Source organism: Olivibacter jilunii (genome assembly GCF_900607235.1).
In the GTDB taxonomy this organism is placed as follows: domain Bacteria; phylum Bacteroidota; class Bacteroidia; order Sphingobacteriales; family Sphingobacteriaceae; genus Olivibacter; species Olivibacter oleidegradans.
On sequence record NZ_LR027854.1, the window covers coordinates 270,237 to 284,209 of the forward strand.

The 13,973-nt window shown below is 40.2% G+C and carries 8 protein-coding genes; 3 read left to right on the top strand and 5 right to left on the bottom strand.

Annotated features, from left to right (window positions below; genetic code table 11):
• Positions 1-11 precede the first annotated feature (11 nt).
• The 4 genes from E0E36_RS21195 to E0E36_RS21210 all read right to left on the bottom strand — a co-directional run bounded on the left by E0E36_RS21195 (position 12) and on the right by E0E36_RS21210 (position 9,754).
• Entirely contained in the window at positions 12-3,446 is a 3,435-nt protein-coding gene (locus E0E36_RS21195) for a SusC/RagA family TonB-linked outer membrane protein (RefSeq protein WP_130857649.1), read from the bottom strand.
• 384 nt (positions 3,447-3,830) lie between these two features.
• A complete protein-coding gene (locus tag E0E36_RS21200) occupies positions 3,831-6,032 on the bottom strand; it encodes an outer membrane protein assembly factor BamB family protein (protein ID WP_130857650.1) in 2,202 nt (733 codons plus the stop codon).
• A gap of 225 nt (positions 6,033-6,257) precedes the next feature.
• On the bottom strand, positions 6,258-6,824 hold the full coding sequence (locus tag E0E36_RS21205; protein WP_130857651.1) for an RNA polymerase sigma factor: 567 nt from the start codon (positions 6,822-6,824) through the stop codon (positions 6,258-6,260).
• Positions 6,825-7,039: 215 nt separating this feature from the next.
• A complete protein-coding gene (locus tag E0E36_RS21210; RefSeq protein ID WP_130857652.1) occupies positions 7,040-9,754 on the bottom strand; it encodes a M14 family metallopeptidase in 2,715 nt (904 codons plus the stop codon).
• A gap of 372 nt (positions 9,755-10,126) precedes the next feature.
• Here E0E36_RS21210 and E0E36_RS21215 point away from each other — a divergent pair, with 372 nt between their 5' ends.
• Positions 10,127-11,026, top strand: a complete 900-nt coding sequence (locus E0E36_RS21215; protein ID WP_130857653.1) for an arginase family protein — start codon at positions 10,127-10,129, stop codon at positions 11,024-11,026.
• A gap of 57 nt (positions 11,027-11,083) precedes the next feature.
• Here E0E36_RS21215 and E0E36_RS21220 read toward each other — a convergent pair whose 3' ends face one another.
• A complete protein-coding gene (locus E0E36_RS21220) occupies positions 11,084-12,079 on the bottom strand; it encodes an aldo/keto reductase (RefSeq protein ID WP_130857654.1) in 996 nt (331 codons plus the stop codon).
• Positions 12,080-12,200: 121 nt separating this feature from the next.
• Between E0E36_RS21220 and E0E36_RS21225 the strand changes: the two genes are divergently transcribed.
• Positions 12,201-12,557, top strand: coding sequence for a winged helix-turn-helix transcriptional regulator (locus E0E36_RS21225; RefSeq protein ID WP_013666027.1), 357 nt, complete (start codon positions 12,201-12,203; stop codon positions 12,555-12,557).
• A gap of 744 nt (positions 12,558-13,301) precedes the next feature.
• Positions 13,302-13,961 carry a DedA family protein gene (locus E0E36_RS21230; RefSeq protein ID WP_013666026.1) on the top strand — a complete coding sequence of 220 codons (660 nt, stop codon included), beginning with the start codon at positions 13,302-13,304 and terminating at the stop codon, positions 13,959-13,961.
• The last annotated feature ends 12 nt before the right edge of the window (positions 13,962-13,973 follow it).

Here is a 13,973-nt window from a genome sequence, read left to right on the forward strand (position 1 = left end):
AATGAATTCATTTAAAAATTAACATTGAGATTCAGTCCATAAGTACGCGTGGTTGGCAAGGCATGTGTTTCTAATCCGGAATTCAGATCTGATGCCGAATACTGTGTTTCCGGATCCAAATTATCCACTGCCTTGTGGATAATAAAAGGATTGTTGATAAATACGTTGGCATTAATCGACTTAATAAAGGTATGTTTCAAAAACTTACTAAAATCGTATCCAACGGAAAGTGTGCGCGCACGTATAAAACCTGCGTCATAAACAAAGGGGGTTGCTATGTTTCCGGAGCGATATTGGCTATAGAACAATTCCGCTTCCACAGCAGTAGTATTAGGTGAACCATCGTTATTTACACCGTCAAAAACAACACCTCCTTCACGGCCGACTAAACTATTTTTGTGCAGGCCATGGCGCGTCCAGTTGAAGTTTGAATTCGAGATCATTTTATGGCCCGCCTTGAAATCGATTTGCATAAAAAAGCGGATACCCTTATAGGTTACTGTATTTAGCCATCCGCCGGTATGAGGTGGTATAGCGCTTCCATAAGTTACAATGCTTCCGGGTAAAAAGAGACCGTTCGATGTGATAATTTCTCCCTGGGCATTCCGCAAATAGTCTACCCCGCGTAAAGAGGCCATTGGCATGCCAACCTCATGGGAAACGATACCAATATACTCACCGGTACCTACGTCAAAACGAGTTTGGTTATCCGCTAATTGCAATACTTTACTCTTATTGTACGCATAATTTACGATGGATTCCCACTTAATATGCTCCTTTCGAACCGGAGTTACAGTAATAGACGCTTCAAGTCCCCGATTTCGTAGTTTACCAACATTGACAAGTGTCTGCCCATATCCCGATGCGTTGGAGATATCGACATTTAAGATTTCATCCTCGGTTAACTTGTTGTAAGCGGCGATGTCTACCGCCAAACGATTGTCAAAAAGCTTAAAATCAATACCAAATTCTGTCTCCTTGACGGTAAGAGGACGTAGATTGGCATTGGGACTTATGGCTGATGTGATAATACCTAAAGGAACGCCATTAAAGAGATTATTCTCAATATTGTAGTAAAGACTATTGGTGTATGGATTGGTATCGCCGCCTACTTCAGCATATGACGCTCTAAACTTTCCAAAATCCAGCCAAGTAGGTTTAGATGACCAAATTTGACTAAAAACAAAACTAGTACTGGCAGAAGGATAAAATGCGCTATTGGAGGCCGGATTTAACGTAGAAAACCAGTCGTTTCTACCGGTCAGGTTTAAAAACAAAAACTCATCAAAAGAAAAGTCTATCGTACCGAAAACGGAGTTGACTCTTTTGTGTGACAGTGAGTAAACCGGATTCTTTATTTGCCCATTATCGATTGTGTAAAGATCGCGAATAAAGAAATTGGTGACAGATGTTCCCATTCCCTCCGATTTCTGATCCATTGAATTCATACCAAAAGTAGCATCGACTCCCCAGTGACCTATCTGGTGGTTCAAGCCAACCAAAAAGTCGATATTCCGTTCGCGAAAGGTACTGGTGTTTTGAAAATAATTGCCGTTAAACCCGGTGGGTGCTACCGGAAGCATGGCCGTTCCCGTTGGCCGATTAGCATGCCGCACATTGGTAAAATAGTCTTGTCCCACCCGTCCCTGAGCCCACAACCAAGGCCTAAACTGGTAACGCAAAGAAATATTACCGAATAAACGATCGCGCTTTTGTGTCTCAAAGCGCTCATTAATAGACCAATAAGGATTGGTTCTATCCGTAAATCGCGCGGGATTGATTTCATTCCCGGTGACAGGGTCTTTATAAGCATTTTCCAACCATTTCATATCAATGCTGTTTGCAAGCGTATAAACGGTTTGGTTAACATTAAAAGCTTGTTGATTAACAACAGGCGGATTGTTGTTAAATTCATTGGAGTAGTTGGCATTTACCTGAACAGAAAGCTCTTTATTAAGGTTATAGTTAAGGCCAATATTAAATATTTTTTTATTATAATCAGAATTAGGAACAATGCTATTCGCTTTGGTATTAGCAAAAGAAACTCGAAAATTACCTTTCTCATTAGCTCCCGAAACGGCTAACGAATTGGTGAAAGTCCTACCCATATCGTAAAAATCTTTAATCCTGTTTTTGTAAGGAAGGTAAGGGCGTTCGATCCCGTCATGTTGCATCATAGGGAGGCCATCAAATCGAGGACCGAAGCTCCAGACACCGGTTCGTCTAGCGTCCGCTAAGGTTACGTTGCGAATACCATACTCACCTTGACCATATTCATATTGAAAATCCGTATAATCTAATGGTTGGTCTGCCTGAAAGCTTGAGGTGTAACTGATCCCGATTCCGGCTTGTTGATCGCTCCCGGATTTTGTTGTAATAATTATCGCTCCATCTTTAGCCCTGAACCCATATAACGCGGCCGCAGCCGCTCCTTTCAATACCGTAAGCGAGGCAATATCATCCGGATTAATACTCTGTAGACCGTCTCCTAAATCGGTATTCATTTCACCGGTATTACCGCCACTTGCTCCATTTGCTCCGCCTTGCGGTGCGTTATTAATCGGTACTCCATTTACAACGATCAAAGGCGAGTTATTGCCTCCAAATGAGGATTGTCCTCTTAAACGAATTTTGGAAGAGCCTCCAGGTCCAGTTGGAGAAGGAGAGACATTTAATCCCGCCACTTTTCCCGACAAGCTGTTCCCAAAATTAGTTGTCCGATTTTCAGTTAACTGTTCAGGATCAACAGCAGAAGCCGAGTAGCCCAATTTTTTGTTTTCGCGCTTAATTCCCAAGGCGGTTACAATAACTTCACCCAGTTGTTGCGCATCTTCCTGCAATATAACGTCCAATCTATTTTTCGCGGTCGTACTGATTTCCTGTGAGACATAACCCAGATAGGTAAATACAAGGACGGCATTAGCTGAGACGACAAGTGTGTAAGAACCATCAGCAGCAGTCCGTGTCCCTTTCCCTTGCGCCCCTTTTACTAACACACTTACACCTGCAAGCGGTTGGCCGGAAGCACTTTTGACCAACCCACTGATTGTTTTTTGCTGATGCAACTTATTCCTCACCACGACAAGGTTGTCTTTCAACTCCATATATTCTAAATCAGTATTAAGCAGCAGACGAGCCAGCACCTCCATAACAGGCATATCTTTTGCACTGATAGAAACCGGCTTTTCGAAAACGCCGTTCTCTTCGCTGTACATAAGCCGTATTTTACCCTTTTTTTCAAGTAATGGAAACACATTTTTGAGCTTTACATTTTGCACCACCAGATCAATTTTTTCGCCTTGATGATCAGTGTTGGCTATACTGTTTAGAGAAAAAAGCAAGAGAAGAAAAAAACAGTAAAAACGTAATAAACATTTGGTTTTTGTAAAAAAGTAAACAAAAAGTCTTCCAGGAAGAACTCTTTCGTTTAGTTCTTTTTTTTTCATAGCTTTGGTCATAATTGTTAAAAAATCTGAAGAATAGTGTTAAGCTAGTTCTAGGAGTCAAATGAGAGGTGTTGGCGCACTTCTCATTTTTTTTATCATTCCGATCTTGTCATAGTTATTAATTTATAATAGTTAACAATACATTTATTCACCCTGTTGCATGCCATTTTTTAAAGCTTGCGGTTTATGATTAGTCTTTCGTTCTGTTTATTGGTTCTTACTATTAAAGACAATAAATTTTTAAAAATTCCCTAATAACTTTTGATATTAAAAAGCAGTGGCTATCAATTTCTATAACTACCTAACTATTTGTCAACTTAACAGCTAACGTTTGCATCGCTACTACAACAATGGCGACTACGTATATACCTAACAGCAAAGAAGTTAATCGGGAAGTGCAAATGCCATATATGAGCCACCTGGTTTTTTTCCATATTTTGTACCGCCTGCAGCAATTACAACATACTGCTTTCCGTTAACTTCATAGGTAGCCGGAGTAGCAAAACCACCGGCGGGCAATTTAAACTCCCAAAGAATCTTTCCGGACTTTTTGTCAAAGGCGCGAAAGAGCTCGTCTTGCGCTGCTCCAATAAAAAGCAAGCCCCCCGCTGTGACAATGGGGCCTCCATGATTCTCTGTGCCGGTTGGAGCCACTCCTTTTCTCTTTAATTCAGGGTATTCACCCAGTGGAACCTGCCATAAAAATTCTCCTGAATTGAGATCAATTGCACTTAAAGTTCCCCAAGGGGGTTTTACAGCTGGATACCCGTCAGGTGTACGAAACTGGACCTGTCCGTTATTAACGTAAGGGGCGACATACGGAAATACGCTTTTTTCGTCAGCTTGCTTATTTGTTAAATTTGACTGTTGATGTAAGTCTTCTGATTGGGCGGCTATATTGTCTTTCAGTAAAAAGCTGACGATGGCCGCTTGTTTCGACACATTGATATGTCGAAACGAAGGCATCATTCCTTTACCGGTATTCATAATATCAAATATGTCTTTTTTATTAGCACGTTCGCTTATATTTAATAAGCTTGGGTAGCTTTTATTCCCGCTGCCTTTCAGGTCAACACCATGGCATACGGCGCAATTGGCCAGATACAACGCTTTGCCTCTGCTTACTTTCTCTTCTTTTTGTTGCGCCATACCGGTTGCCAGGTCCATCATTTTTAAGTCCCACGGCATATCGTTTGCGTTAACATACAATATGCCTTCGGTATCGGCAGCTGTTCCACCCCATTCCGCACCTCCTCCTATATGAAAAATTATTGAACCTGCACTGTTTGGTGGTATAAATTTATTTCCTGATCGCGTTTCTTCAAATCTCTTTTTAACAAATTGGTAGCCTTCCATTGTCATATCATTGAAATCTTCTTTTGTAAAAAATTGCCTGGAAAAGGGCTTAGGCTTTACAGGATATGGTTGTGTAGGCCAAGGCTGCTCACCTGGCATGGCCCCATTGGTAGGTACAGGCCTTTCTTCTACCGGAAAAAGTGGTTTCCCACTATCACGATCTAACACATAAATCACTCCGTCTTTTGTTGCTTGTGCAACAGCGTCTATTAATTTACCTTGATGTTTAACCCTTACCAAATTAGGAGGGTTCGATAAGTCACGATCCCAAAGGTCATGATGGATTGTTTGAAAATGCCAAATACGACGCCCGGTTTCCGCGTCCAAAGCCAAAATACAATTAGCAAAGAGGTTGGCGCCATGTCTATCTCCTCCATAAAAATCAACGGACGGAGATCCCGTTCCCAAATACACAACCCCTCTTTTGCTATCCAACACCATGCCCGACCAGCAGTTTGCCCCACCTATTTTTTTATAGGCATCTTTCGGCCAGGTATCATAACCGAACTCTCCCGGTTGGGGTATTGTATGGAAAATCCATTTAATTTTTCCCGATAATACATCATACGCACGTATATGTCCAGGAGCGGCATCGCCAAATTCTGAAACGCGCGATCCCATAACAATGGTATTTTTGTAGATAATACCAGGTGATGTGGCAATTACAAATAGGTTACTTATATCATGTGATAAATTTTCTTCTAGGCCTTTATGTAGATCTACCTTCCCGGCCTCGCCGAATTCAGTAACAGGTAGACCTGTATAGGCATCTATCGCATAAAGAAAGGAGCCGGCAGTAAAAAGAATGCGCTTCGCTCCCTTTCCTTCCCAAAAACTCAAACCTCGATTGGCATGATATTGCGGTTCGCTTGTTTTAAAGGGGTCAAAAACCCATATTTCTTTTCCTGTTGCAGCATTTAGTGCAAAAACCTTCAATTGAGGCGTGGTTCCGTATAAAACGCCATCTACTATGATAGGTTGGCATTGGATTTCGAATGGTCGTTCACCTGATTTGTTTTCTCCCGTTTGATACTCCCACGCTACATTGAGGTATTGCACGTTTTCTGTATTGATTTGATTAAGTGGCGAATACCGATTCCCAAAATTGTTCCCCCCATATACCGGCCAGTCAACGCCGGTTTGGTCGTTTCTGTCTTCGTTGTTACAACCGAATGCTAGTACAGTTATAGTCATCCATAATAGTTGGATACAAGGTTTCAAAATTGACATGAAAATGATTTAATCGTATACGGTTTATAACTTATATATTCACTATAGACAAGAAATCTTTGAATAATCCCTAATGAAACTATGACTTTTGCGTATAAACGATCTGGAAATTGTTGGGTTGTTGAATCACGATAATGACAGTAGCAACAGTACTAACATACTGCAAACCCTATTGCTTAACGCGGATAGTAGAGTAGTGACGAAATGGTTGAAGGTTATAACGGATTATGCCAGCTTAAATTCGGCCTTAAGAATATGAGCTAATTTTTTCATGGCATTTACCAAATGTGCATCCACCGTCTTTGTGGACAACCCTAGAATATCAGCTACTTCTTTGTAGGAAAACCCCTCCTCTTTCACCAGTTGAAAAACTAATTTACATTGCTTTGGTAAAGAAGCAATAGCTTGTTCTAGTTTTGCTTTCATCTCTCCCTGAATAAATATAGCTTCAGGACTTGGCGTATTTATTTGAATATCAAAATCCACCTCATCGAGTGACAGTAGCTCGCGCCCCGTATGTTGCTTCAATACATTCAGTGATTTATTTCTTGCAGCTACAAAAGCGTAATGCTTCACATTCTTTATCTCCAATAGTTGCTGGCGCTTCTCCCACAGCATGAATAAAACATCACTTGCCACTTCTTCTGATAATTCCCATGATTTCAGAAAACCGAAAGAAAATTTTCTAATCGGTTCAAATAAAATATTAAATACCTCAATATAGACACCTTCGGTATTAGTAATCGCCATTTGGTGAACCAAAGACGTTAAATCACGTATTTTTTTGGTCATGGTTATATAATTGGAGAAACCAAATATACTATTTTTTGATCCGCCACAAAATAATCCTCAGAAAAAAGCGAAACAACGGACCGATTTCACGAATTACTTTATGTTAAATCCTATTTTCTTTTTTTTAAAACGAGATTAAAATAAGAGTTTGTTGAAGCAAGGTATACATTTTTATAATTGATTAAAGCAAAACGATTTTTGAACACTTACGCGCACTACTTATACAACCCATTAAACAATAATTTGAAAGTACCATGTGCCTGCCCTCTGTTGGTAATTTCCGGCCCAAAAGCGTAAAAAGAGCCCTTTCCTACTGTGGTGTAAAACGCAGCAATACCTCCTTTAAGATATGCCTGTCCCCAAGCCCACCCACTTTTAAGTATTTTATCGGTATCAAACCACATCAAAGGTTTTATTTGACTCAAGCCCTCATTTTTGATCCGAAATGTTTCGCTATTGTTGAAAACCACATCAGCATAAGCGTGCATGCCAAAATTGGGTGTCTGCGTGGTATCAACACGAACCGTTAAAATGCTGCTGGGTATATAGAATTTATCACCTGATAAGGTCATCGATTCCCCGTTATCGTTTTTTACACTTAAGGCATTTTCTACGGGCAGTTTAAAATGGTAGGCTAAATTAGTTGCATTGCCGACGGTAACAATCCTACCTCCTTCCTTCAGGAAGGTTCTAAGTTGAGGAATAGATTTATCTACACTTAAGCTTCCCAACATATGGTGATAAGCCACGGGTACCTCCTCTTTTGATGGCATTCGTAGATATCGACTGCTATTCTTTATAGTTGGTAAAGGAGGCATTCCACCTCCGATGAACAAAATAACATCAAATCTTCTGTGCAGCTGACCTTTGTCTATATCTTTCGGATAAACAAGCTGGAAATCAAAATGAAATTGTTCCAGGATCCAACGCACCCAACCGGAAGGTATGGAGCCACCGTAATAATCGAACAGAGCGATTCGACCGGGTTTGATATTCAAAAGATCTTTTGGCTTTGTAGAAACTGCTTTAGCCATGACACCATACTTACTCACCACTTTCTGTAATAAAGCACTTTCTTTTGTTTCTACATAGAAAGAACCGGCAGGCATTCCCTCCGTGACGGCCTGTGTTCTGTAAACTTTTATATTTTCTTTCAGCAAATCATTAACGGCGGTAAAGGAGTCATTTACGTTAGCATCCAACAAATACCCCTGTTTGGAAGAAGCAAGCTCTTTGACAGGTGGATCTTGTAACAAACCGTAAGCAATACGTTCAAATGGCCCATCAAAAGCATCCGTTATTCGGTCGAAGCGTACTCCCATCTGAAACGCTAAAGTCCATCCAGCTGCATCATATGGTTTTACCGGTGGGCCACCGGGATATTGAAAATCGTTCGGATGATCTTGCGGTTCAAACATATCCAACACATGCGCGCGGAAGGCTTGTGCCGTTTTTACGATATAAGACCCTGCAGGGTAGCGCTTTGACCCCACAGAAAAATCTGCCTTTGCCTTATGTATTAGTACACCTGATTTGATTAACGCATTAACAAATTTCACCGCTGTAGGAAAGTCTGATTGATCAGCTGGAATAATATAACCCCGTGCATCTCGAAAGGCAGGATTTTTCAGAACAGCTTCATAGTAGTGCCTAGGAATTGTATCGCCTTTTAATTGCTTCTCGCCTTTGTCTCTTTTATAAGCCATTGCAATAGAATCTGCGTAACGTGGCAAGAGTGTCCAATTATCTCTACGTCCCTTCTCTATGGCATTTTTCCCCATCAGGTATATATTATAAAGCAGTTCATCTCCATGCCGCTGCGCATAATTCAAGATGGCGTAGTTTAACGAAAGTGAATAGTCAATTGACTGCCTAAAATGCCAAGTTTGTGGGGTAACCGGATTGGGAGTTGCATTATTCGGTATCAAACGTGTTGGTATTACCGGCACTTCTTCGGGTGTCGGATTGCCAATAATCTCGGTCAATATCCCGATCATATTATGAAAGTAAGGAGTTGTTCTTAGTCCACCGTTCCACCAAGTAGAAAATACAGAGCCGCTTAGACGTGTATAACCAGGTTTGTTCTCCGCATTTAACCGATTGTTCATAGCCGCCGCGACACCGTCTATGCCGGTTATGATCAATGGGTCGAATACGTGATTAAAAGGATCACGGTAAGGAGGGCCCGCTAAAACCGAACCTTCGGGTCCGCGTTGGTGATGGTTATAAACGATTTGAGGCATCCATTCAATGTACTGCTGGCGCGCAATATGCGTACTTTCTTTCATGTTCATCATGAAAAAATCGCGGTTATTATCGTGCCCGATATATTTTTGATATAATCGCGGGATATGCATGTTACGCTTTTTGGGATCCTGCTCTTGCATATACCAGGTACTCATCAATTCTTGTCCATCCGGATTTACCTGCGAAAGTAGAATAATAACGCCGTCCAATATGGCTTTATTTTCAGCATCATTGCGACTAACTAACTGATAGAAAGTCTCGATCAGCTGATGAGTGCCAACCGTCTCATTGGCATGCAGCCCACCGTCTATCCATACCACCGGCTTACCTTCCATGGCTAGTTTTTTTGCCTCTTCACAGGAAAGGTCTTCGGCGCGTGCCATTTTTTGTGAAATTTCCTTATATCGGCTGAGTTTTTTTAAATTTTCAGGAGATGAAATCACCCAGATATACTGCCTTCGCCCTTCTTCGGTTTTCCCGATTTCCAACGTTTGTACCCGATCCGAAAGTTTGTCGATCAGCTGAAAATATTTTTCCAATTGTTGATAAGTTGCCAGTTGATAATCATCACCGATTGAAAATCCAAAGTGTGATTTTGGTACAGGAATCGCTTGTGCCAACACCTTCCCCGTTACGGCTAAGAATAGCAGGAAAAGGAAGCATCTTTTTTTACCGTAATTCATTATATCTTACTCAATTTACGCTGATTTGAAAAGTTACCTGATTTTCAATGTCCATCTATGCTTGAGGAGCAATTATATTTATGTATCATTATCCAGTAACTGCCTAAATAAAAACGACCAGTTCTTAAAACAGCTTCTAAATACTAGTTCATCGCCCGCTAACCTGACAGATGGCAGAAATAAAAAATTCTCATCTCTTTTTTATACCCAACAGTCAGTTTAATACAGATTTTTAGGCTTTATACAATTTTAAAATAATTAACCATAAAAAACAAACTTAATATTATTTACATTTAACTTAAGTAAGCAAATACAAAAGAGACATGGATTTGTATGATAACATCATAACTTCATTACCGCTTAGAATATTCAATGAAAAACGTTTATATTCTTGAATGTCCTTCTAATTTAGGGCTCAAAGAACCTTATCCGGGGCACGAGCCGGGGGTAAGGATGTTACCCAATTGGTTAAAACAATGGGGTTTATACGACAGCATTCCCAGCATACGGGTTACTAGGCTTGAGGCTCCGGCCTACACGATGAATTTAGATAAGGAAAGCGGGGTTCGCAATGCCGATGCTATCGTCGATTATGCACTTACTCAAAAGCGTTTTTTTGAAAAGGAAATTAAAGATTCCGTATTCCCTTTCGTTCTAGGTGGAGATTGCAGCGTTTTACTGGGGCCGTTATTAGCTTTGGCTGAACGGGGCCGCCATGCATTATTTTATTTAGATGGCCATACTGACTTTATTTGGCCTTCTTTATCGCAAACTGGCGGTGCAGGTGGCATGGCGGCAGCTTTCGCTGCGGGTCGTGGGCCCGAAAAGATGACCAATATATCAAGTTTGAAACCCTACATCGACGAGCAACATGTTTGGTGCGTGGGAAATAGAGAATACGTAGATTGGTATGAGCAGGCCATTATTGAATCAAAGGCGACTTATATTCCATTGTACCAACTAAGGTCAAGGGGCATTCAATCTTGTGTTGCCTCCTTTTTAAATCATGTCGAAAAAGAAGAATTGTCCGGTTTTTGGATTCATTTTGATGTCGATGTACTGAACGATAAGTTGATGCCAGCAGTAGACAGTAGAAGCCCTGATGGTTTGGCTTACGAAGAATTAGTGGAATTACTTGTTCCTTTGCTCGATAGTCCAAAAGTTGCCGGAATGACACTTACTATTTTGGATCCGGACCTAGATCCCTCGGGTTTGCATACCAAAAAATTTGTAGAGCAAATAAGCTACATTTTCAAGGAAATCTGCGGTTAAAACACCTAATTAAGTAAACGTCTGTAGGGATCTTTACTACAGACGTTATTAACATCATTAGACGGCTAGCTGTAACTGACTCAATTTCTCCGTAATAAATGCAAGTTCATCGGTTGAAATCGTGCTATCGACAGCCTTTGCATTTTGAACCGCTTGCTGCGTATCTCTAGCCCCGACCAGGGTAATGGTAATGCCTGGCTGTTCTAATGTCCAAAGGAGAACAAGCTGCCCTAAAGAAATGTGTTTATCATCTGCCAAGGGTTTGATACTTTCTAGAAACGCATTTGTTCTTTTTAAATTCTCCTCTTGAAAATAATGAAGTCCTGCACGATGATCCCCTTCACCAAAAATATGACCTGGCTTCATCTTACCGGTTAACAAGCCACGTTCTAGTGGACTATAAGCAATAATGGACTTATGATGCTGCTGGCAGTACGGAATAATCCCTTGCTCAATATCCCGCTTCACCATGCTATACGGAACTTGATTAGAAGCAAGTTTCAATGTACGTTCGGCTTCTTCCATTTGCGGAACATTGTAATTACAAACACCGGCATGCCGAACCTTCCCGTCTTTTATCAATTGGGCAACAGCCTCCATCGTTTCCTCGATGGCTGTGGTTTTATCAGGCCAATGAATTTGGTAAAGATCAATGTAATCGGTTCGTAACCGACGCAAGCTGTCTTCACATTCTTTCACAATGCTCTCTTTACCTGCATATTTATAAATATCGATATCTTTCCCACTATTGTCCTTGCTTTTGAAGGCAAAGTCGCCCTGTATCGAATCCCATCGCATGCCAAATTTCGTAAGAATTAAGACCTTATCGCGCGGTAATCCCTGAATGGCTTCGCCTACGATTTCTTCGCTTGTTCCCTGCCCGTAAATCGGTGCCGTATCAATCGTGTTTACACCTAACTCGTAGGAAGCCTTGATGGCATCTATTGCATCTTTTCTTTCCGTTCCTCCCCACATCCATCCCCCGGCGGCCCAAGCACCGAAAGTTATAACTGAAGGGTTTAAATCTGTCTCTCCAAGTTTTCTGTACTTCATTTTTTGTCTACTATTTTATATGTGTGTTATAAAGAAAATAAATACTCTTAGCGGTTTTGTTACAGCTACTATCATAGCCACTTCTACCAAAAACCCTATATTAGCTTTCAAAAATAATTTTATGAGAAAACTGAGCTCAACAAATTATTACAACCAGACCTATCTAGAGGAAAAATGCGCCTTGAATGAACTTTTACATTTATTAAGTAAACGATGGCTGACTGATGTTCTGTTCAGCATCGAAGAAGGAAACACTCGGTTTTCGAGCATAAAAGAAGATTTAAAGCACATAAGCGATAATATTTTAGCAGATCGATTAAAACATCTTGAACATTACAAATTGATTCGCCGTCGTAATAACATACACGAAGTTCCGCAACGTGTTGAGTATTCACTAACAGAATCCGGTACAAAACTAAGCGACATGCTTGATCAGTTATGTAAGTTTGCCGAAGGCGAAATCGACTTTCCGGAATAACCCGGAATCCGTAACATTTTGACTACATTCTAAATCCGTTTTTTGTTTGATTGCTTTACAAAAAAAAGCATTCTAGATAAAATTGCAAGTACTTAGTAAATTGTGAGTAACGACTTGCCATCAGATGATTCTTTACAAAACGAGTGTGAACCGTCATTAACCTTACATTAACTATTAACCAGCTACTGCCTGGCACCGTGTGCAAGTACGACGATTATTAGACAGTTCTATTCACGCATACAAACATAATCTCATAAAGTATTGTTATATTCGCAGCGTATAAAATTTGCGTTAGAAAGGAATGTTGCTCCAGAGAGAAAAAATTGTTTGCAAAAGGGAACTTTATTTAATCCTTATTTGCGTATCCAGTTTCTTATTAAGCTCTTTTTTCTTTTATAATAAAACACCTGTTCAAAGCGTAAATCAGTTTAGCGGATTCGTTATACAGGACTATGCCCTTGATGATGTAATAACACCCTCCCGGCAGACAAAAAAACAAGCCCACAAAGAATATAGAAATACCATACTGAATTGTTTAAGTTCTTTTCAGGAATCTATACTAACTCCTATACATCCGCTTTCGATTTTTTATACATCAATATGGTATAAACCATTCTATTACGATTTTCTCTCTCTATATAAATTATTTTAACAAGCGAAACTTTTAACGCTCAGAGAAAACGTAAAACTACTTCTCTTGACCCATGGTGCTTATTTGAAAACTGATTTTTAGAAGTTACGTTCATGACAGAAATTTTTGATTTTTTCCAAAACCTCACAAATCCTGAGTGGATCATGGAGAACGGAGGCTTATATCTTTTATTATTTATTGTATTTGCAGAAACAGGGATTTTACTCGGATTTTTTCTTCCCGGCGATCCGCTCCTTTTTATAACCGGGATGATTTTAGCAAACAATACACTTCCGGATGTAGATTCCATATGGAGTCTTTTATATTGGATTTTATTAATATCCATCGCAGGCATTTTAGGTAATTTCTTAGGCTATTGGACAGGCAAACGCTCGGGAAGTGTACTTCTTAAACGAAAGGACAGCTTTTTATTTAAAAAGAAGTATATCGTACAGGCGCAAGAATTCTATGAGAAGAAAGGCGGCGGCGCCATCATTTTAGCTCGATTTATGCCTATTGTGAGGACTTTTGCTCCAATTGTGGCCGGTATAGTGAAGATGGACCTACGAAAATTTTCAATTTTCAACATTGCCGGTAGTTTTATCTGGGTGGGTGTTTTAGTAACAGCAGGTTACCTGTTGGGCGAAAATGAATGGATAAAAAACAATTTGGAGAAAATCATTTTCTTAATTGTCCTTATCGCTACCGCTCCGGTTTTAATCAAAATGTTAAAAGGTTTAAGAAGTAAAGGTTTAGAAAAGAATGCTTCGTAAATTAATGCAGTG